We start from the raw sequence: 19,542 nt of genomic DNA on the forward strand, positions 1-19,542 counted from the left end.
CCCCGCCCCAGTTCACCCTTGGCCTTCAACTGCTCCCGAACGGCGTCATTGACGGCCCGCCGGTCGACGTTGGTGGAGGTAAGTATGGCGGTCTTGCCTCGCTCTCTTTGGGGCAGCGCCGCGTAGTCCTTGGCGATCCTCTCCACGACGCGCTGATTGTCGGCTCGCGCGGCGCCGCGCATCTCCGCCCGCATCGTTTGCCGATCCTTTTCCGAAAGCTCCCTGCCCTCCCATTTTTCGCGCACCTTGTCCTGCTCGCCGCGGACCTCGATCGCCGGGCGCGCCATGGCCTCCCCGTGGCGTCCCTCCAGCACGTCCTTGACGATTCCCCTGGCTTCTTCCGTCTTCTGGCGGCGGATGTCGGTCAGTTCGTTCATAGGCAGATGCCTTTGCGCCTGTTCAAAAGCTTTGCCCGCATCAACCGCCTGATGCTGGTTGCGATCGCCAAGAAACACGGTACGGGCGCCTTCCCGTTCCGTTTTCGACATGACGTCCGTGAACTCCTTCAAGCCCGACTGGCTCGCCTCGTCATGGATGTGGAGCACCTTGCGCGCCCCATCCGCCTTGTCCATGAGCCCGGCCTGGCCCTTGAGGTCCTTGACCAGTTCCGCCCGCTCCCGCGTCTGCTGAATCCAGGCCGTGGCCCGCACGGCGACGGACTCGATGGCGCCGGCCTTGCGCCAGTTCTCGTGCTTGCGCAGGGCGGACCGGGGCAGGTCCGACCGCAGCGCCCGCTGGAAGCCGTGACCGATGGCCCGCAACTGCGCCCCGACCCCCGCCCTTCCGCCGGATTTGGCGACGTCGGCGCGTATCCGATCCAGGCCCTTGTGGTAATCGCGCAGGATCCCCGCCTGGATGCGGTCGTTTATCTTGCCCGCCAACTCCGACTTGAGGGTGCCGCCTTGCTTGAACACGCCTTTCTCGCCAATGACGTAGCGGGTTTTGGTGAGGCCGGCGTGATTGAGGTTGCGGCTTTCAATGGATCGCTTGCCGGAATGCAGGGCGGGCTGGTAGACGCGCCCGTCCTTGGCCCTAAGATACACCCGCCCCTTGGAGTCCCACTCCTTTTTCGTGGCCGGATCCGCCGCGATCTTCTCCAGCTTGCGGGCTGAGACCTTGCGCCCCTCGTAGGTCGCCAACGCCCCTCGCGCCAATTCCGCGTCCTTTCGCGCCGCCTGCGCGCCGCTCCGCCGCTCATTCAGGAAGGACCGGGTGGTCTGGCTCCCGATGCCGCTCTCCTCTTGCAGCTTTTGCGCCTGGGCCGCTCCGTTGGAAAACCCTTTGACCTCCCAGCCCTTCTTCTTCGCCGCCTCCCGAACGAACTCCAGCATGGTGGTCTTGCCGGTGCCGGCGAGGCCCTGCACCCCTTGGAAGCGATCGTTGCCGGTCAGGATCATTCCCGCCGCGCCGCGCTGCTCCTCCGAGAGCTTGAAGCTCTGGCCGGTCTCCTTGCTTTTCCGCGCTTCGAAGTCCTTGAGGGCCCGCTCAAACTCCGCCTTGTCCATGACCCGCTGGTGGGCGCCCTTGCCCTCCTCGATGCGCTTGCCGACGCCATCCTCCAGGGTGGTCATCTCCCTGGTGGTGAACTTGCCGTCCCCGCGATCCATCAGCCCGCCGGACGCCTTCGCGTCCCGGACGGCGCGGTCGAGCTCCTCCAGGCTCGCCCTGCCCTGGGAGAAGCGGGCGGCCTCCTTGTACAGTTCGGATTCTTTGAACGCGGCCTCGCGTTCGGTGATATGGGACATGGCTTTGCCCACGGCCTCGCGGGCGGCCTCCTTGCCGTTCGCCTTTTCCCCTCCCTCCTGGGCGCGTTCCGCCGGCTTGATGCCGATTTCATCAGCCTCCTTCAACCACCGCTCCTGGTGCGCCTCCCGGCTTTCGGGGTGGTTCTTGGCCTGCCTGGAATCCAGGGCCGCGATCTGCCGCTCCTGCGCCGAGGCCTCCGCCTTGGTGACGCCCCGCTCGGCCAGCTCCTCCTTGATCTCCTCGCTACGCTTGCTGAAGGCCTCGATCTGCTCCCGAGCGTACCCCTTGATCTCGAAGTCGCCCGTGTTGTTCCATTCGACCTGGTAGCCCTTCTCCTGGAGGCTCCGGGCCAACTCGTTCTTGTAGACGTTGTCCGCCGCGTGCCGGGCCTCGTACATGCCCTTGCTTTCCAGGGAGTAGGCCTTTCCGTTCTCGTCGTAAGTAAGGTTGGTGACGACGACGTGGGTATGGGCCTGGGGATCGCCGGCGCGGGTGGTGGCGTGCTCAAACTGCGCGTAGGTCAGGTTGCCGGTGTTTTCGGTCTTGCCGTCGATCCGCGCCTGGGCGTGCCGCTCCAGGTAGCCCATGGCCTTGTCAACCGCCTCCCGGTGAGCGTTCAGCACGTCGCTCCGCCCGAACACCTCCGCTTCGATACTGACGCTCTTGGGGGCGCTGAACGTGAAATCCCAACCCGCCCGGTGCTCCAGTTTCTTCTCGCCGGTCTCCTGGTCCACCCTGGTCCTGCCCAGTTGCCGCTCCTCGATGAAACCGCTTTCCCCGATTTCCCGGACCTTGCCCGAGAGCATGGCCTCCATGCCCTCCCGCGTGACCTCTTCGCCCTCGATGCCGGAGATTTTGGCGCCCGCGCCCTTCCACTCCGAGGGCGATTTTTCCCCCTGGTAGTATTCCAGCCGATCCTGCTCTTCCGTGTAATAACTCGCGGCCCCGCCCGCGTTCGTTATCTGTCCCACGCTGATCATAGCCACACTCCTCCGCTTTCGCTTCCTTCTCCATGGCCGGCGTCGTCCTCATGCGGCGGTTCCTCCGCCGGCCACGGCTCGTCCACCGTTTCATCCACCCCGAACGGATCCAGGTCGGGGTCCTCTTCCGCGTCGCCGCCGGCCAGGAAGTCCAGCCCCTCCCGCTCGACGTACTCCAGGGCTATGACGGGCCGGGCCTTGTACTCGATGCGGACCTTGCAGACCGGCAGGTCCCCGGCGATCTTCAAGAATCCCTCCAGGTCAGGGAGGATCTGTATCTCCGACGGCAGGACGCAGTACCGCTCCTTGCGGTTGCGCACCAGGGCGCTGGTGTGCTGCTCGTCCTCGCCGCCCAGGTTGATGTTTTCCTGCACCTCCTCGACGTCCTCCTTGCCGAGGATGTCCGCCAGGCGGCGGGCGCTGGTTTCCTCCTCCGTCCGCAGGACCAGCTTGGTCTGAAGATTGGCGATGAGCACCTTGCTCACGTCCTCGCCGTAGATCTCGTCCACTTGCGCGGCGTTCTGGATGCCGACGACGGTGAACAGGCCGTACTTGCGCCCGAAGGTCAAAGCCGTCTCCAGGGCCCGCATCTTTTGCAGCGACGCCAACTCGTCGAGGACCAGCATCATCCGCAGATCCGGCGTCGGCCTCTGCTCCATGATCGCCATCATCGCGATCTCCAGCCAGGCCGAGACAAAAGGCTTGATCGTCGCGTGCTGGTCGGTGCGGGAGGAGATGAACAGCCATCCCTTGTCGTCCTGGTTTCTCACCCAGTCGCGGATGCTGAACGTCCCCGCCTGGTCGAACAGCGAGAAGAAACGGATTGCGGGCTGAGCCAACAAGGTCATCCTTACCGACTCCGCACTCTTGGGATTCTTGTCGTTGATCAGCCCCGCGCTCACGGCGTTCTTCTTGCCGAGCAACTCGAACAAATCGGCCAGAGGCATAGACAGAATTTTCAGAATGTCGGCCATGGACCGCTGGCCTTGCGGCCTCCCGCCGACGATGCGGATGATGTCCTCCAGAAGCATTCGCGCGGCGTTCTCCCACATGGGATCGCTCGACGCCTGCTTGTTGCTCTGCTGAGGGACGAAGAACTCTGCCAGGGCCGCCGGGTCCATGCGCTTGCGGATGTCGTTGAAGATGGTCCACGGGGCGCAGCGGGCGTCGAGGGGATTGAGCAACACGTCCCCTTCCCGGAAGTACCGCTCGACGAACTCGCCGGACAAGTCATAGATCACCGCCTTCTTTCCGCTCGCCCGCGCCGCGTCCATCAGGTGGAGAATCTCCTGCGATTTGCCGGAGCCCATGGAGCCGACGCAGAGCACGTTGCGCGCGAGCTTGGACGATGGGATGGGCACGCCGCCGATGGTGAAGGGACTGCGATCGTCGGTCGGAATCAACGCGGTCACGTCCTTCGGGGCGACCACGCGCTGACCGCGCACGAACCGGTCCGCGAGATCCACGACGCCCCGGCGCACGAGAAGCCGCGTGGCGATCACGCCGAGTCCCAAGCACAACGCGAGGGACACGATCCCCCAGAACAGAAAACCGAACCAGGGGAAATGCGCCGCCGCGTAGTCGCGCACCTGCCAGGCGGGCGCGGTCACGTCACGCCCGTGGACCTCGATGGTCATGGGCGCCCCCGCGTCGAGAAGGAACGAGAAGAACAATCCCGCCGCCACGCCCCAGAGATAATCCGCCGCGCGGGGATCGAACACGGCGAGCGACAAGTCCCACACCGAGCCCCACGCGCCGACGAAGACCATGGCGAATCGACCGAGGTTGGAGATGAAAAGATGGACGCGATGGAACAGCGTCCCCATGCCCGACGCCCAGACGGAGACCTTGGCTCGGGGCATCATTGGACGTTCTCCTCGCGCTCGTTGCGGATGGTCTCGATCACCACCCCGGCCATCTCCTTGCCCTTCTCCAGTTTCTCCTTGTCTATCCCAGCCTGGACCGAGAGAGACATCGCGCGGGCGAGGATCTCTCTGAGAATCGCCTCGTTCCGCTCCTCGAACCGCTCCACCATCTCCATCGTCATGAGCTGGTCCATGCCGACGCTAACCAGCACCTTGACCATCGTCCTAACTGGAAGATTTCGCTCTCCCGCCATGGCCGAGATTCGCGCCATCTCTTCCTCTGTGAACCTAACCGATAACGGATTTCTCATTTGGAGCATCCTCTGTGTTGTGGCATCTCCCCCTATTCCCCCGCGAGACGAAATTTTCAAAAAATGGCAAAAAAAACGAAATTTGCGGGCACGTAGCACAAAACCGCGCCCGTTCTTGGACCCTTGCATAGTGGGAACAAGGGTTGAGGCGTAGCACAAAGACGTAGCACGCGCACCCCGCTTTACGCGCCGCCGTAGCTCATTTTTTTCGCCTCGCGTAGCACACACCCAACCACATGAAAATGCAGGGATAAAGAGCCGATTCCAGCGGTGCAGCGGAGCTGCGTAATGTGTGCCCCTAGTCCATGAAATGGACGGCTCGCCGAACCGCTTTTCCGCTTGCGGAAAAATGCAAAATCTTTCCTCGAAGATTCACCGCCCGTCCACAAAATCCACGGCCCGAAGCCCGTGCGACGAAGGCCCCGACAAAGGCCGGCGGTGGCGCGGGTTGTGGGCGGCAAGCCCGGACGTGTCCGGGCTGGTGACCGTAGGTCAGCCGTCCACGAGGCGGTGGAGTTTGTGGGCGGGCGGCGATCTAAAATGCGCGATTCGCGGGGGGCGAATCAGAGGCATGGAGTGCAAAGCGCGGGGCGGAATCCCCAGCGACGCGCGACCGCAGCGAAGGCGGCGACCATGCCGATCAATGGAAGAGCCATCCGCCGAGGCGGTAGGCCTCCAAAAACGCCAACGCCACGGCGGACAATTTCACAATGGCGGGCGCCGTCGTTTCGGCGTCCACTCCAATCAATGACAACAGGAACTCCACCGGGGACGGTCTCTCGTTCATCGTGTTCTCCTTTCTCTCTTGCGTTGAACTGGCGGCGCCATGGCCACCCTGGTTCGCTTTACAATCGATGCCAGCCGATGCCCGGCCCATGATTGATCCCATGGCAGGTCCTGAACGTGCCATCGTCCATCATCACTTGGGCATGGGTACCCCATCGGTCGGTGATCACTCCCGTCACCATGCCGCGCATGGATGGCTCGTGACGGTAATCGCCGAATCCGTCCACGGTATGGACACGCTCCCCGATGGCGGGAATGTCCGGCGCCTGAATGGCTGACGCTTTTTTTGCCTTCATGTTGGTGCTCCTTTTTGTCGATGGGGCGGCGCGGTGACCGCCCCGATTATTGGTTAGGCGGCGCCGCGATTTCCTTCGATGACCTGCCGCAAGCTGCGGGGCTCCCAATGCAAGTCCACCTCCGCGCCCGCGCGGGTGATCTCTTTGATGGAGACGTACCCCCTCTCGCGCTCCCAGCCGTCCACCATGCCGTATGCCTGGATCTGACCCTGGCCGTCCGGGTCGCCGTCTTTCTCGGTGATGTACCAATCCCACTCGGTGGTGAAGTAGTGCAGGTGCGCGATGGCGTCGTCGCCCTGTCCGTCCGTCTCGTAATTTTTTGGCATGGCTTTCACGATGCGGGCGAGTTCGTCCAACTTCTCATAGAAGAATTGCCGCTCTTCGCCCCGGCAACCATCCGCGATGGCCTGGGCCTGGCGGTCCCCGAGGAAGCCGCGAATGGTCCGCATGTCCTGGCTGGCCTTGCGCATTCCAAAGATGGGTTTGTTCGTCGTCGTGTTCATGTTGGATCTCCTGAGTTTGGGGTAGAGTTCGGCCAAAAGCCTGCTCTTGGGGAGCCCCCTCTAGCCCGCGCGGCGATGAGCGCATCAAAGAGACTGGAAACGCGGATTGGGCCTCCCCCGTTTCCGGGTTTGGCGCCGTCCTGCTCCCGCTTTCGCCTCCCTCACCCAAAGGGGGAGGCGAAAGCGGGAGCAGGACGATCAGCGCTACGGAACGGGGGTGTCGCGGTGGAAGGGAGAAAAATCCCGGCTCGGAGGCCCAAGAAGCGAGGCGTGACTGACGCAGGAAGGCGCGACTTGCTGGGCCGGAGAGCCGACCGCATGGATTGCCGCCCTGCCCCATGGATGCCGCCCGTCGCAACGATGGCGGTGCCCCTCGCGTCTGTTACGCTTCCCCCACAAACCACCCCCACGGGATGGTAAGACATGGAACCGAAACGAAAACTCGGGTCACCAAGGTCGCCCTTGAGCAGGCGGCCGAGCATCTCGGCGTATTCCACGAAAAGGCGGTCTCGATCACCATCAACCGGCTTTACGAAAACCTGACCGCCAGACGTCCACGAGGAGGCCAGAGGTGGCCCACAAGGTGTCCCGTGGTCACCATGAAGGCGTCCACAGGGCGACCAGAGGGCATCTTATGGGCGTATTCAAGTAGCCCTGTGGGTGACCATGGGGCATCTCCAACCCGCCCGCCCACAAACTCCACCGCCTCGTGGACGGCTGGCCGACGGCCACCAGCCGGGCCACGCCCCGGCTTGCCGCCCACAACCCGCGCCACCGCCGGCCCTTGTCGGGGCCTTCGTCGCGCGGGCTTCGGGCCGTGTGGATTTTGTGGACGGGCTACGAAGCTTGGCTATTCACAATATCTTGTAGATGAGGTCTGGATGACCAGCCACCAGTACGATGCTTTTGACGTGTATCGTTTGATGTTCGTATCCCCACACGCTACATTTGATCTATGATCATCAGCTTCCGGCATAAGGCACGAAGCCCTCTACCGCGCTGGTTCGCCACGCGGTGTTCAAGCGGCGCACGCCTCCAGGCTGTCGCGTATCCTTGCGGCGCTCGACGCCGCCGCGTCGCCAGTCGAGTTGAACCATCCCGGCTACAGGCTCCATCCATTGAAGAGCGACCTCGCTGGGACTGATCCATCTGGGTGAACGGCAACTGGCGCGTCACCTTCCGGTTTGTCGGGGCCGATGTCGAACTGGTCGATTACCAGGATTATCACTGAGGGAACGTACCATGATGCACAACCATCCTCACCCTGGCGAGTTACTGCGCGAAGACGTAGGTGCCGCTGGACATCGAAGTCACCGAGGCGGCCCGCCGGTTGGGCATGTCGCGCACCTCGTTGTCGCGCGTCATCCATGGGCACGCGGGTATCAGCCCGGATTTGGCCATCCGGCTGGAACGCGCGGGCGTCAGCACCGCGCGCTTCTGGATGACCCTTCAGACCAACTATGAGTTGAGCCGCGCCGAGCAGCGCGAACAGCCAAACGTGATGCCGCTTCAAACCACACAAAGCACCTGACGCGCGGCGCTGGCAGGAGAGGCCGGAATCTTTTTCCACGGTATTGACCATAATATGGAGTGAATGCATGGATCCAATGACGCTATTCGCGGTGCTTCTGGTATCCGTGGCCGCCATTCTGGCGGGTGGCATCCGCTTCTCCCATTGGTGGTACGAACGGGAGAATAAAAGCCAATTCGACGGGCACACCGTCCGCCTCTGGCTGAACGAGGACAGTGACTGGATGGTGGCCATCGAGGATATGCCAACCGTGTCCGCCTTTGGGAAGACCCCAGCCGCCGCGCTGCGCGAACTGGCCACCGCATGGGCAGGAGTCAGGGAGAGCTTCCGGCAACGTGGGGAGCCAGTGCCGGCCTCTCCCCATGCGGATACGTCCCCCACGAGGGACGCCATCAAAACGCAAAACGCAGAGATTATTGGCTCTCAGACGCAAATGAACGAACCTTTGAGCGATCACGCGGCGCACATCCTCGATCTGTCCCGCCGCCTCGAAGCGGATAGGCAAGCGACGGCGGAGGCCGTGGCGAGAATGGAATCCAGGATGGACCACATGGAAACCAAATTGGATCGGCGGAACGACAAAGCCGCTGATCCAGCATCGACGGCAAAAGGCTGTCAATGAGTTTCGACTGGACCATTATCATTTTTGGATTCATTGTGGCGTCCATCGGCCTGTTCCTGATAACCAGGAAGTGATCGCGGCGAGCCCTGCGCCAGGCGCAGTTCATGCCAGAATGTTTCGGCCTGGAGCACGGCGTCGAGCTGGTGGCCCTGATAGGCCTTGCGGGCCGGATCCTGCGACTGCGGTCTGGGCCGGAAGGGATCGTTTTCGATGATCCGCAGATACTTGCCGAAGACCTCGTTCAGGCAATGCTGGCAAAAATCTCCCTCCACCAGATTACCGTCCCCAAAGACGCTGCCATAGCCGGCGCGGAAACGGATGGCGATCCTTTCGGGATATTCGCAGCTGGAATCCTCGGGCAGCATCTCCCGCCCGCAGCGGTCGCAGCGGACACACTCCTCCTGGATGATCTTCTCTCGATGAAAACGCATGGATGCTCCTTTTTCAAACAACAGGCGGTCTCCCCGCCCGGAAAGGGCGGTGCAGCCAGGAAAAGGAGTCTCATGAAGAGGTGGAACCACCTTAGCGCCTCGGATCGCCGCTGACAAGCGGGGCGGGCAGCGGGGCGGGCAGCGCCAACTTCAGAAATGTCCTATCCTGTTCTACAAGTACAGCGGGTATTGCGGGCTGCTGAACATATCTAATCAGGAGGTGAAGTATGCAAATTGAAGTTTCTGGAGAAAATCATGTTTGGGTTGACTGAAGATGAAGCCCGCCGGGTCAAGACGAAGCTGACGAAATCCAGACCATGCATCCTCACCATACCGAGCCGGAATTGGTGATCATGGCCGTGAACCGTCTCTGGATTGATCTAATCGAGGCTGGGAGAGAAGAGCCTTCCATGGAAGACTGGCGACGTACCCGTGCGGCGATGGGCATCAATCGGGCACCCGAGAGGACATCCAACGGGCCGCCAAGCGGTTTTCTGCGCTTGCGGAGCAGCGCGGGACCTGTCCTGGAACCGGTTGATCTCGGACGGACATCAGCACGTTTGGTCAGCACTGTTTATAGACTCACGCCGATTGCCAACCCGCACCACGAGGATGCATAGGGCCGCGTCCTCAATGGTGCAGATGATTCGGTAATAGCCTACGCGATATTTCCAAAATTCGCCCAGGCGAGGGCCTTTCAGGGCATCGCCGATGGTACGGGAATCGTCCAGTACGGCTACACACTCGCGCAAAAACGCCGTGATGCGCTTGGCGAGCGGCTTATCCAGCTTCGCAAGATGCTTGCTGGAAGCCTCGCTGAACCTAATCCGCCAGGCCAAGACTGCGCTCCACCTCTTCCAAAGAGTATGTCTGGCTGCGGCCAGCGCGAATTTCGATTAACTCCTGCTCGGCCAGGTACAAATCCTCGATGTCTTCCAGATGCTCCAGTATGGCCTCAGTGGCATAGAAAGTTTTGCTGCGGCCAGTTTTAACGGCCAGCTCGTTGAGCCTGCGTTCAATCTCTTCCGGCAATCTGATGGATATGGGCATGGCGTTTCTCCGTATGCGATACGTTTATCGCATTTTTGGCGCGTTCCGCAAAAAGCGCAACAATGGCGTGGCCGCCGCAGCCGGATCAGACCACCCGGATGCTTTTATTGGGCGCGCAAGTACGGGAACGCCGATACAGATAAAATGAGTAGCGCATAAAGCTGTCGAGACTTGGAGAGTCCTTGAGGACAAGAGCTATCTGCTTTCGTTGCTCATTGATTAGTCCCCAGGACCACCTGTGCCTGAATGAGTTGTCGCGCCGCGATCCGCACTCCCATCGCGGACGGGATGCACTCCAGCAGGCGCTCCGCAGCGAATACGCGGCCACGGGGATCCTCCAGGCGTTCCAGGGATCGACCGGCGCCGGGCGTTCCGTACCTGATCGCCAAGCAGGCAAGCGGAATCAGCAGCAGGGGGTTGGAATCCGATAATTACCGCGTTGTACCAGGTCGGGTTGTGAATGGGCAGCACCCGGCCCAGACTGTAGCCCCGCCAGCGGCCTTCTTTGGCCACAACTGGATGAACCATGGGCGTCAAAAAAGAGCCGGCGGATTCCGCCGGCCATGGCCATCGTGAAAGCCCAGTCATCAGGAGTCTTTGGGCCAAACCCCATCTTTTAGAAGGTACCGCATGGCCATCCTGCGCCGGTATCCGGTGACATATCTGGCTTCGTCGGGGGCTTTGCCCATCGCCTTGTCGGCCATCTCGCGGGTGATGAGCCAAACGGCGACCCGATCCGGCTCAGAGAGCGGTTTCGGTCGCATCGCCGCCCCCCTTCGCGTCGCGGGATTCCCGCCGATCCTTGACCAGCCCATGGCGCTTGGCGATGTCCTGGATCTCGACCTCCAGGACGTCGTCGTCGAGGGAGAACACCCCGGCCCCCTCCATGGCGCGGCAGATCCGCGCCCGCCGCTTCTCCATGGCCTTGGCCGCCGCGATCTTGGCCTCCAGGTCGGCCTTCATCTTTTCCAGCTTTTTGACGTCATTCCCCGCCATTTTCAGCCTCCTTGCCCGGCCACGTTGGCCTCTTCATGCATCCTGCCGTTGCGATTACCGCCGCCGCAAAAGCGTCGCCATTATTCGCCTTATCGTCGATTTCACGACGAAAAAAAACGTCCGCCAGATACTTCTGTGCTGATACTTTCCAGAACTTGTCCATTTCACTTCTCCTTTAAAGTGAGGCACGGATGACGCTGGCCCCATAATTTTTGACAGTTTGCTTGATTGTTGAGGGCGGGGCCGACCGCCGGAAGCCGTCGGCAGACACGCAAACAACGGCCCCCTCCATGGCGCGGCAGATCCGCGCCCGCCGCCTCTCTATGGCCTTGGCCTCCAGGTCGTCCTTCATCTTTTCCAGCTTTTTGACGTCATTCCCCGCCATTTTCAGCCTCCTTGCCCGGCCACGTTGGCCTCTTCATGCGTCTTGCCGCTGACACCTTCGCGCTCGCTCCGCCCCAGACTCCGGCTCTCGCCCAGGGAACGGCTGACGTTCCGCGAGAAGGACAGACTGACCTCCCTCCCCGAGATCCTGCCGTCGCCCAGCCACTTCACGCCGTCCTGAGTGACGCTCAGACCGGACTGGCCGCCGACGTAGGTCGCGCCGCCGATCCTGAAACCCATCGCGCCACCGTCGGGAATCGATCCAGATCCATTGATGGTCACGCCCTGGTCGGCGACCACCGCCTTCGCCCGATTCCACATTCGGGCCAGATCGTAGGATGGGATTCCATAAAAGGCCTTCACGATCTGGATCCGCGCCTCTCGCTGTCCCGCCAAGGCGGTTTTGGGCAGGGAGTAATACAGCCTGGTCAGGAGGAGATTGGAGAACTGCGCCGTCTCGGCGAGTCCTTGCGCGAAATTGTCGTCCTTGCGTTCATTGAAGCCATCCCTCCACCCCATGATCGGCATGGCCGACCCGAAGATCGTGGCCACGTCGGCGGCATAGTGGACACACAGGGATTGGGGATTGCGCCGGTACGCCGCCAACTCGACCTTCGCGATCCCCGCGTCCGCCCCGCCTCCGGCGGCCCCCTTCTCCAACTTCGCGACGGCTAATTTTTCGTTGAGGCACGGGGTGGCGGAAAAGGCGTAGGGATACCCGACCAGCACGGTGCTTTTCTTCAACGGGGCGAGCCCCATTTTCACGGCGGCAGTGCCGTCCACGATGGTCCAACCCAGATCGGGGTTCAGCACGGCGCCGCGCGGTTTCCCGGCATCAACGCTCCGCCGCAGGGCGGAGACCAGAATCGGCACCGCCGGCTCCTTGATCTCCAGAGCCGCCTGCCGATGGGTATTCACGTCCATCTTCTTCTCGACGCCGGACGACTGCTCGGTTCCGTTCGTCTTCTCCGAGCCGCTGCCAACCGTGCTCTTGCTGCACCCCGACAAGGCCGCCGCAAGGGCGGCGGCCACCAGGAATAATGACCGTTTTTTCATGTCTCCTCCCGCTCTCATCTGACGTAGCTGGCCATTACCCGGCATTTCAGACCGTGAAACCGCTTCGACATCCGGCAGTATCTGGTCTGAACCATATCGGACACGCCCCCAGCGCCGGCGAGCAAGTCCATGCTTGACCACGGCGCGGACAGCGGGATTCGGATTTCCCCTTGCCCACTAGCGCTGCTAAGCGCCAGGCCAGCCAAATGCGTCGCCCGAGCGGTCCACTTGCCCGTCGGGTAGAAGCGGTAGGGCGTCATCTGCCCGACGAGAGTCGGCGTCACCATGTTCCTGGTGTAACTCCCGTCATGTTCGGCCAGTGCCCGTATTTTCCTGGGCGCGTCGCGGAGCGGGAAAGCAAATCCCCCCGTCTCCGAACAGGCGATGGTCCCCACCGCGTCGGAATCAACATGGCAATCCGTCTCCAACGCGACGAAATTCCCCATCCTGCGCAGATCTCTTTCTCCGGCCTTGAACGTGAGCCGGGGATATTTGATGACGACGTCGCCGGTCCCGGCGCAATATTGGCGATTTCCGCTCATCGCCGAGCACTTTCCCTTCCATCGCCCGATGGGAACTTCCGCGTAGTATGGAGTTCCGGCGGCGGGCTTCGCCGGAAAATTTTCCGCCATGACTCCGAGGGCCCCCGTGTTCCGATCGAATCCGCTCGTCGAGGCGACGGAGGAGCAAGAGAAGAGAGTCGCCGAAATAGCTGCCAACAACATAACGTGTTTCATGATGTCTCCTTGAAATAAAGTGATTTAATGCAAAATGGATGACGCCACCTTGGCCTGGGCGGCCCCGGTGCTTTGCTGAACCGACTGCAGGTTACGGCGCTGTTTCTGGGCCTCGCCGCAGACGCGGGCGATCCGCGCCGCGTCCATGGCCTTTTGCTGGGCGCTTTCATTCCCCAGGCTGCGGTCGTAGGTCGCGTCGAACCGCGCCCCGGAGCACCGCTGCGCGGCCTCCATGGCGGTTTGCTGCGCCTGGTTCTCCTTGTTGATCTGGATGAAGAGCCAAACGGCCAGCAGGCCCGTGACCAGCAACAAAAAAATGGACGGGGGGGTGATCTTCACAGCCATCCCCCAACCTTGGAACCAGCCCATACGCCCGCGACCGCCACCCAAGTCCAGGGCGACGCCAGCACGGAGAGCAGGATGTGCCCCGCCGGGCTCCGCCGGAATTCAAACCACAACCACTCGACCGTTCCCATTTCATCTTTCATCGCCGACTCCTTGTCCATGTCGAGAAAGCCGAATTGCCTCCTCACCCATATTCCCCCAGGAGGCGAAATTTTTCGCTTTGCGGGGGAATAGGGATGACAGCCAGACGCGAGGAGTTGAAACTATGATGATTGGGAGACGGTTCAGGTGTTACCCGACGCCGGCGCAACAGGACAAACTGCGGCTCTGGATCAGGTGCCAGAGATTCATCTACAACTCCAAGGTGGAAGAGCTCGACTACTTTCTCAAATTCTCCAAATTCGCCTTGCCTCTAACCGGGGTCGCCGTGCCCATCGATCAGAAATATTCACACTTCATGGGAGATGGGGCCGAGTGGCTGCGGAAGTGCCCAAGCGATATCCGGGTTTTCGCAGCCACCAACTGGATGTACGCATACCGCCGATTTCAAACCGGCTTATCAGCGAGACCCAGGCGACACAAGGACAAGGGCAATGGAAGCGTCTGGATATCGTCCAGACTGTTCCGGTTTGAAGCCGGAGAGGCGAAAAACGGCTCTTTCCATACTATTTGGGTGGGGCGCCCCAGAAACCCGGAACACGTCGTCGGGCATATCCCGTTCCGCGCCCATCTGGACTACCAGATCCCAAAAAGCGTTCATCTGGTCAGGGAAGCGGGGAAGTGGTACTTGACGTTCGCCTTCGACGACGGGCTCCAGATACCCGATGAAGCAGAAACCGTCGAGTGGCTGGCAGGATTCGGCGAAGATGAGCTTCTGCAAAAGGCCATTGGCGTGGACCGGGGCGTGGTGACACCGGTTGTCACCAGCGAAGGGGCATTCCTGGAGATTCCCCCAGATCAAAAGGAGTCCATGAAACGGGATGAGGCAAAAATGAAACGCTGGAAGCGTAGAATTCGAAGAAGAAAACCTGGGTCCGCGAACTGGAGAAAGGCCTGCGATCAGGTCGCAAAGACGGCGAGCCACGCGAAGAACGTCCGAAATGACTTCGCCCACAAGGCGAGCCGGAGCATCGTTAACGCCGGCAAGCCGCTCATCGTCTTCGAGGATCTGCGGATCCCGAACATGGTGAAACGCCCGGCACCCGCGCCAGGCACGAACGGTAGGTGGCTACCCAACGGGGCCAGCCAGAAGAAAGGACTCACACGCGGTATCCTTGATTCCTCTTGGGGCAGGATCGACAAATACACGCGGCAAAAAGCACTGGCGAAGGGGATGCTTTGCGTCAAGGCACAGCCGAGGTATAGTTCCCAGGAGTGCTCCAAATGCGGGCACGTTCAGACCGAGAACCGTGTTTCGCAAGACACGTTCCAGTGCCAGGTTTGCAGCTACGAATCTAACGCTGACCTGAACGCTGCGAAGGTCTTGGCCAAGCGGGGCGCAGCGATGGTCGCAAACGAAGGCTACAGCCCCAAAAAGCGGAAGCGTTACGGAGTGTGCAGGAAAAAGAAGAAATCAAAGGAACTAGGGCCGGGGCGGCCCGAAGTGACGCTTGGGGAGTCCGAGTAAGCCGGTCGAGGCCACGCCAAAACCGCGATGGACGCTGAACCAAGAAGAGGCTGGGGAAGTTATGCTGGCATCGAGCTCACGGTATGTCTCCCACTGACGCCTCACAGGCCGTTATCCACCAAACCTTGTGACGAAATCGTGCCAACGGCGCCGTGACGTTTGATGTCTGGCTTAACCTTTGTTGATCAGCTTCGGAACTGGATAGCTGGTGGACTTCCCATCCCTCCAAACCACCGCATTCCGCCCCGCGTGATAAACCACCATCCATCCCTCCAGCGCGGATTCGTGGGCCTGTATCCAGCCCGAAACGTCGAATCCTTTATGGATGCGATATTCCACGGTGGCCAGATCCATGAAGGGATAGCGCGGATCTTTTTTATTAACCAGGTAGAAAGGCTCGTCTGCTTTTTTCCACGGCTGGACAATCCATGTCATCTGCACGGGCAGGATGTCGGGCCTTTGTTCAGGCTTCCCTGTCACCCAATGCCACTGGAATAGACCGTCCTGGGAGGCCTCCCAGAATCCGCTGCTGATTTTGTAGAGAGATCCGCCGACCATCCCGCTCGACCATCCCGCCGACCGCACCCCATCGGAAAGGTCTATCGCCAGATGAGCCGTCCCATTAAGCCCTGCCCGCCACTGGCGGCCTGGGTAGTATTTGGCGATCCAGAGAACCTTGCCCGCGTTGAACGCCCGTACTTGTTCGTTATAAGCGGCCAGACTGGTCTTCCCGCTCTGCTGCGGCGCGGCCCCTATCTGAAAGATACTTCCGACGATGCCAACGCCGGACCAGAAAGGAACGGCGCTGGCCAGGCCAATGCCGGCGCTCTCGGCGATCACCGCGCCGTTGTTGAGGTACTGGATGGTTTTTGGATCCTGCGGCCCATGGCCAGCGTAAGCGGCATAGGCATAGATCGCGCCTGGACCCGTATAGGTCCAATTATAATAAGGACCGCACTTGTTTGTCCCATTGAGCGGACAGTTCCCGGTAAGAATATCGCTCGATGTCGCGTTGCTTTTTTTCATTACGAGCTGCATCCCTGACGAGCGCATCGGCATGTTGCCTAGCGTCGCCATGGGTCCGACATTCATTTCCGCCTGATGAACGGAACACCCGCTCAGAAACGCCGTAGCCGATAGCGCGACAATAATGCTGATGTTCTCTCTCATGTTACTGCCCCCTATTCGTTTATGGGCTATAGTGCGTCGCAGGATTGGGCATTTCCACTTTGATGCGCTGCGGCTGGTAAATGGCGGCTAGATGCCCTCGTGGGCGATCAGCCCTCACCATGTTTTCGTCCTGTTCAAACCGGAATTTCTCCGACTGGGAGGAACTCCCCCGCATCGCAGTCGCTCAAGCTGATGTACTCCAGGCGCCATTGATCCACCTTGCGCAGATCAGCCAATGTCATAAGTGTGTCGGCCACGGCTTCGCACTCCTCAATGGCGATCTCCGTAGCGTTTTCCGCTTTGCCGTAGGCTGCCTCGAATATCCCGCGTAATTTCCCCGCCGTATCTTCCGCAGCTTGCCTGGCGTTAGGGCCACCCTCCGTCGCGTCATAGACCACTGAGATCGAAATGGCGTAAGGCTCCCCGTCGGCAAGTTCTACGCCCTTTTGTTCGCCGAGGTCGAAAAACAGCGCCACCAGATGGAAAGCAGTGGGTCCCACTACCTTGGCAATGTGTCGATCAACCGTCTGTTTGCCGACGAGCTTTCGTAGCCGAGCTTCAAAGGCATTGGGAAAAGCAGGCCTGCCATAGCGAGCCGCAAGCCATTGCTTCAGAGTCCGCTTTTCGCCATCGCCAAGAAGAGTGGAGTCGTCCTTTACCGCTTTCTCCATGAATTCGGTCTTCGGCACCTCCTTTCGGTTTGTATGCCGAAGCTCAATGATGATTGCCGGGCGATCGCCGTTCTCGAAAGCCACGTGCAGCCGACGCGGGTTTTTGGCGTGGGAAAGTGCGGGATCGCTCTTTTCAATCACATCCCCGACGATCACCTCCACATAGGGCTCGGCTTCGTGGGGCAGATCGCAATCGTGCGAAATAACAATGGCCCTATGATCTGTTGTGTCGTCGGGGCCAACTAAATCAAGCGCTCGGACCGAATCTGCGGTAATAAGATCACCCTGTCGCCAGTGGGTGTCGCGCCCGAGCATATTGCCTCCCTCTCTGAATTACTCAAGAAAGCCGGGAATGGAAATGGAGGATTGCCAATCGCTGGTGGGCTTGGCTTTTGACCTTGCGAGTCCCGAACGTACATACGCCGCATCCATCGCCTTGGCCTCCGCAATCAAGGCTTGGACATGCTGGGGATGACCCTCACCAACCGCTATCAGATCCAGCAATGACCGACCATCGAATGCCTTCATTTTCAGAATCGCCGCCGCGCGGGATACTCCAGCGTCATGGAAGGCGTCGGCCACGCCGCTAAGTTCAACGATCCGTGCGAGCTTGTCTGGCTCCGGGGTGGAGTCGCCGCTGATCCACTTATAAATTGCCTGGCGCGAGACATCAAAGACGATGGCCAGATCCGTGATGGCTGGGTTCAGGACCTGCCGGATATTAGCGAGGTGTTGTTGCGCCGTGCGCACATCTGACCGTTTGACAGCAAAAATAGCCCCTTGCCCACTCGGGTCTTCGTGTTGGCCTACATCAATGCGTATTGGTCTGCGCCCTTGAAAAAAAATCTCCCATTGCCCAGCCTGCCTGGGATCATATTCACTGCCTGAGCCGTCGATGATTGGCCATGGACGGGACGCGATTGCAGGCTTCTCGGCCTGGTAATTGTACGGCATAGGCGTGCACAACATGGTTATCTCCTACCAGTTTACGACCACACGGCTCGCGCGTGGTCGGTCGCAATGGCCTTGAAAACGCCTTTTGTAGTCGCGTGCAGCATCGACAAATATTCACCGATCTTATCGTAATCAAGCGGCATATGCGCTTCTACATAGTGATCAGTATCGATAACGGCATGCTGCTGAGGTTCTTTGATTTGAAACTTCGGCATCAACACCAAGCCGTTTGGCATCATGTCCGGTGGAAAGCCAAGCAGCGAGGTCGCGTGATACACCCGAGCCACGAGCGTTCCTTTTGGGAGATCCGGCACCAAATCAGTATCGAAAACCGACTCGCTTAAAGAGTACCTTTGATGTGCCCCAAAGCGGATACCATGCAGCCCATCGACAAGATACCTCTCCACCGTTTCTCCATCCTGTGGCAGCACGGCATCCAGGTAACGCAGCCCCAAGCGAGTGACGTGATCAAGCACCACGGCCTCATGAACGATCTGAAGGCCTCGCAACAGCGCGGGGATAAAAGTTTCGTGCGTCTCATAATGGGTCGTGTGAAACGTGATACCCGATGTTCCCAAGATGAAGCCCGCAGCGCGGTCATTACGGGTGATCAGCCACGATTCCGCTTGGTCGATTTGCGGCGGATCGCCCTGGTCCTGCCCCCCCCCTGGGACGCGAAGACGCATGACCTGCTGCCGTTCGAACAGTGGATACCCCTCTTGGCGCAGCCGATCCTGTACCTGTTCGATATACTTGGACATCGCGGCAATGGGGTTGAATCGCGCCTGGGCCAGTGCATAGTACACAGGCGCATTGGACATCCTCTCGCTCACGGTTCGCCTCCTGATTTGCTTCACGATGAGTTTACATCACGGTTGACACCCACGCAAAGAATCCGCCACAGGGCAGCAGGAAGGAACGGCGATATGAGTTGACAACTGCGGGAAAGTCAGAAATCATCAAAAAATGACGACCAAGGACAAACTGAGAAACTACATCAGCCCGATGCCCGGCCGAAAGTGGGTTGATTCGGCGTCAGTCATCGTGCTGGGGGTATTCTTCGGGCTGTGGATAGCTTTGGCGACGTCGCCCGTCGCCGCAGGGGTCCAAATTTCGATTTTGCTCGGCCTTGTTTTTCCAGCGGTTTTGGCTTTTGTTTGGATCCGGGATAGGCTTGGCCTGTCTTTTACAGGCCTGCGAGAGGATCTGGCCCTCCTGGCTGTTGCGGCCTGCCTTCTGTCCGTCCCATTAAAAAAAATATTTAACGAAATTAGCGATATAAAGAAAAATAGGGGGAGAAAAAAGGAAAAACAGGCCTCTGACCGGTTCACCTTAGCGGAACAAATTGAATTAATTCAACCAGATAAATTCCTAATCACCCCCCTCCTCCTCGCGCGCCGCCCTGGCGCGCGGGTTTTAGCCGCTACGTAGCGGCGGGCGGGGGCTCGACCCCGCGGCCCCTGGCGACGCTCCCCAATAGA

General features: G+C 60.3%; 28 protein-coding genes. 5 read left to right on the forward strand and 23 right to left on the reverse strand.

Features of this window, described 5'->3' with window-relative positions; all coding sequences use genetic code 11:
• The 7 genes from mobF to HF921_RS13435 all read right to left on the reverse strand — a co-directional run.
• Window positions 1-2,726, reverse strand: a 2,726-nt coding sequence (mobF, locus tag HF921_RS05155) for a MobF family relaxase (protein ID WP_215893433.1), incomplete at its 3' end; no start/stop codon positions are given.
• Complete coding sequence (locus HF921_RS05160) at window positions 2,723-4,591, reverse strand: type IV secretion system DNA-binding domain-containing protein (RefSeq protein ID WP_215893434.1); 1,869 nt, start codon at window positions 4,589-4,591, stop codon at window positions 2,723-2,725. The genes HF921_RS05160 and mobF, both read right to left, overlap by 4 nt.
• Window positions 4,588-4,902: a hypothetical protein gene (locus HF921_RS05165; RefSeq protein WP_215879469.1), complete on the reverse strand. Its 315-nt coding sequence runs from the start codon at window positions 4,900-4,902 to the stop codon at window positions 4,588-4,590. Before HF921_RS05165 ends, HF921_RS05160 begins: the two co-directional genes overlap by 4 nt.
• A 640-nt stretch (window positions 4,903-5,542) precedes the next feature.
• Entirely contained in the window at window positions 5,543-5,689 is a 147-nt protein-coding gene (locus HF921_RS05170) for a hypothetical protein (RefSeq protein WP_009562346.1), read from the reverse strand.
• Between the two features lie 58 nt (window positions 5,690-5,747).
• A complete protein-coding gene (locus HF921_RS05175; RefSeq protein ID WP_009562345.1) occupies window positions 5,748-5,984 on the reverse strand; it encodes a hypothetical protein in 237 nt (78 codons plus the stop codon).
• Between the two features lie 53 nt (window positions 5,985-6,037).
• On the reverse strand, window positions 6,038-6,487 hold the full coding sequence (locus HF921_RS05180) for a hypothetical protein (RefSeq protein ID WP_009562344.1): 450 nt from the start codon (window positions 6,485-6,487) through the stop codon (window positions 6,038-6,040).
• 962 nt (window positions 6,488-7,449) lie between these two features.
• Entirely contained in the window at window positions 7,450-7,584 is a 135-nt protein-coding gene (locus tag HF921_RS13435; RefSeq protein WP_009562343.1) for a hypothetical protein, read from the reverse strand.
• Between the two features lie 194 nt (window positions 7,585-7,778).
• Between HF921_RS13435 and HF921_RS05190 the strand changes: the two genes are divergently transcribed.
• Window positions 7,779-8,018 (forward strand): HigA family addiction module antitoxin, encoded by a 240-nt coding sequence (locus HF921_RS05190; RefSeq protein ID WP_009568714.1) that lies wholly within the window; start codon window positions 7,779-7,781, stop codon window positions 8,016-8,018.
• Between the two features lie 67 nt (window positions 8,019-8,085).
• Entirely contained in the window at window positions 8,086-8,640 is a 555-nt protein-coding gene (locus tag HF921_RS05195) for a type II toxin-antitoxin system HicB family antitoxin (protein ID WP_009568712.1), read from the forward strand.
• On the opposite strand, the gene HF921_RS05200 is transcribed toward HF921_RS05195, so the two are convergent.
• The 3 genes from HF921_RS05200 to relB form a co-directional block, all read right to left on the reverse strand.
• Window positions 8,634-9,071: a hypothetical protein gene (locus tag HF921_RS05200; RefSeq protein WP_009568710.1), complete on the reverse strand. Its 438-nt coding sequence runs from the start codon at window positions 9,069-9,071 to the stop codon at window positions 8,634-8,636. The two genes, HF921_RS05195 and HF921_RS05200, sit on opposite strands and share 7 nt — an antisense overlap.
• Window positions 9,072-9,622: 551 nt before the next feature.
• Window positions 9,623-9,910 carry a type II toxin-antitoxin system RelE family toxin gene (locus tag HF921_RS05205; protein WP_009568707.1) on the reverse strand — a complete coding sequence of 96 codons (288 nt, stop codon included), beginning with the start codon at window positions 9,908-9,910 and terminating at the stop codon, window positions 9,623-9,625.
• Window positions 9,894-10,121 carry a type II toxin-antitoxin system RelB family antitoxin gene (gene relB / locus HF921_RS05210; RefSeq protein ID WP_009568705.1) on the reverse strand — a complete coding sequence of 76 codons (228 nt, stop codon included), beginning with the start codon at window positions 10,119-10,121 and terminating at the stop codon, window positions 9,894-9,896. The genes HF921_RS05205 and relB overlap by 17 nt, the downstream gene beginning before the upstream one ends.
• Between relB and HF921_RS05215 the strand changes: the two genes are divergently transcribed.
• A complete protein-coding gene (locus tag HF921_RS05215) occupies window positions 10,120-10,269 on the forward strand; it encodes a hypothetical protein (protein ID WP_009568703.1) in 150 nt (49 codons plus the stop codon). The two genes, relB and HF921_RS05215, sit on opposite strands and share 2 nt — an antisense overlap.
• 64 nt (window positions 10,270-10,333) lie before the next feature.
• Here the strand turns inward: HF921_RS05215 and HF921_RS05220 are convergent, their stop codons facing one another.
• The 9 genes from HF921_RS05220 to HF921_RS05260 form a co-directional block, all read right to left on the reverse strand.
• The gene (locus HF921_RS05220; RefSeq protein WP_215879621.1) at window positions 10,334-10,510 is read right to left on the reverse strand and encodes a hypothetical protein; all 177 of its coding nucleotides are present in this window, start codon (window positions 10,508-10,510) and stop codon (window positions 10,334-10,336) included.
• A gap of 198 nt (window positions 10,511-10,708) precedes the next feature.
• Entirely contained in the window at window positions 10,709-10,885 is a 177-nt protein-coding gene (locus HF921_RS05225) for a hypothetical protein (protein ID WP_215893435.1), read from the reverse strand.
• Window positions 10,863-11,117: a hypothetical protein gene (locus HF921_RS05230; protein WP_215893436.1), complete on the reverse strand. Its 255-nt coding sequence runs from the start codon at window positions 11,115-11,117 to the stop codon at window positions 10,863-10,865. The genes HF921_RS05225 and HF921_RS05230 overlap by 23 nt, the downstream gene beginning before the upstream one ends.
• Window positions 11,104-11,280, reverse strand: a complete 177-nt coding sequence (locus HF921_RS05235; RefSeq protein WP_215893437.1) for a hypothetical protein — start codon at window positions 11,278-11,280, stop codon at window positions 11,104-11,106. Before HF921_RS05235 ends, HF921_RS05230 begins: the two co-directional genes overlap by 14 nt.
• Window positions 11,281-11,292: 12 nt before the next feature.
• Window positions 11,293-11,502, reverse strand: coding sequence for a hypothetical protein (locus tag HF921_RS05240; protein WP_215893438.1), 210 nt, complete (start codon window positions 11,500-11,502; stop codon window positions 11,293-11,295).
• Between the two features lie 2 nt (window positions 11,503-11,504).
• Entirely contained in the window at window positions 11,505-12,557 is a 1,053-nt protein-coding gene (locus tag HF921_RS05245; protein WP_215893439.1) for a hypothetical protein, read from the reverse strand.
• Window positions 12,558-12,571: 14 nt separating this feature from the next.
• Window positions 12,572-13,294, reverse strand: coding sequence for a hypothetical protein (locus HF921_RS05250; RefSeq protein WP_009566548.1), 723 nt, complete (start codon window positions 13,292-13,294; stop codon window positions 12,572-12,574).
• Window positions 13,295-13,318: 24 nt separating this feature from the next.
• Window positions 13,319-13,639: a hypothetical protein gene (locus HF921_RS05255; RefSeq protein WP_215893440.1), complete on the reverse strand. Its 321-nt coding sequence runs from the start codon at window positions 13,637-13,639 to the stop codon at window positions 13,319-13,321.
• Complete coding sequence (locus HF921_RS05260; RefSeq protein ID WP_215879628.1) at window positions 13,630-13,782, reverse strand: hypothetical protein; 153 nt, start codon at window positions 13,780-13,782, stop codon at window positions 13,630-13,632. Before HF921_RS05260 ends, HF921_RS05255 begins: the two co-directional genes overlap by 10 nt.
• Window positions 13,783-13,904: 122 nt before the next feature.
• Between HF921_RS05260 and HF921_RS05265 the strand changes: the two genes are divergently transcribed.
• Window positions 13,905-15,266 carry an RNA-guided endonuclease InsQ/TnpB family protein gene (locus HF921_RS05265; RefSeq protein ID WP_215893441.1) on the forward strand — a complete coding sequence of 454 codons (1,362 nt, stop codon included), beginning with the start codon at window positions 13,905-13,907 and terminating at the stop codon, window positions 15,264-15,266.
• A gap of 171 nt (window positions 15,267-15,437) precedes the next feature.
• On the opposite strand, the gene HF921_RS05270 is transcribed toward HF921_RS05265, so the two are convergent.
• The 4 genes from HF921_RS05270 to HF921_RS05285 all read right to left on the reverse strand — a co-directional run bounded on the left by HF921_RS05270 (window position 15,438) and on the right by HF921_RS05285 (window position 18,894).
• The gene (locus HF921_RS05270; RefSeq protein WP_215893442.1) at window positions 15,438-16,343 is read right to left on the reverse strand and encodes a hypothetical protein; all 906 of its coding nucleotides are present in this window, start codon (window positions 16,341-16,343) and stop codon (window positions 15,438-15,440) included.
• Window positions 16,344-16,570: 227 nt separating this feature from the next.
• The gene (locus HF921_RS05275; RefSeq protein WP_009561069.1) at window positions 16,571-17,422 is read right to left on the reverse strand and encodes a hypothetical protein; all 852 of its coding nucleotides are present in this window, start codon (window positions 17,420-17,422) and stop codon (window positions 16,571-16,573) included.
• Between the two features lie 18 nt (window positions 17,423-17,440).
• Entirely contained in the window at window positions 17,441-18,076 is a 636-nt protein-coding gene (locus HF921_RS05280; protein ID WP_215893443.1) for a helix-turn-helix domain-containing protein, read from the reverse strand.
• 17 nt (window positions 18,077-18,093) lie between these two features.
• Window positions 18,094-18,894, reverse strand: coding sequence for a TIGR04255 family protein (locus HF921_RS05285; protein WP_215893444.1), 801 nt, complete (start codon window positions 18,892-18,894; stop codon window positions 18,094-18,096).
• A gap of 133 nt (window positions 18,895-19,027) precedes the next feature.
• On the opposite strand from HF921_RS05285, the gene HF921_RS05290 reads away from it, so the two are divergent.
• Window positions 19,028-19,492, forward strand: coding sequence for a hypothetical protein (locus HF921_RS05290; RefSeq protein WP_215893445.1), 465 nt, complete (start codon window positions 19,028-19,030; stop codon window positions 19,490-19,492).
• Window positions 19,493-19,542 lie beyond the last annotated feature (50 nt).

It is taken from the genome of Acidithiobacillus ferriphilus (assembly GCF_018854775.1).
Taxonomy (GTDB): domain Bacteria; phylum Pseudomonadota; class Gammaproteobacteria; order Acidithiobacillales; family Acidithiobacillaceae; genus Acidithiobacillus; species Acidithiobacillus ferriphilus.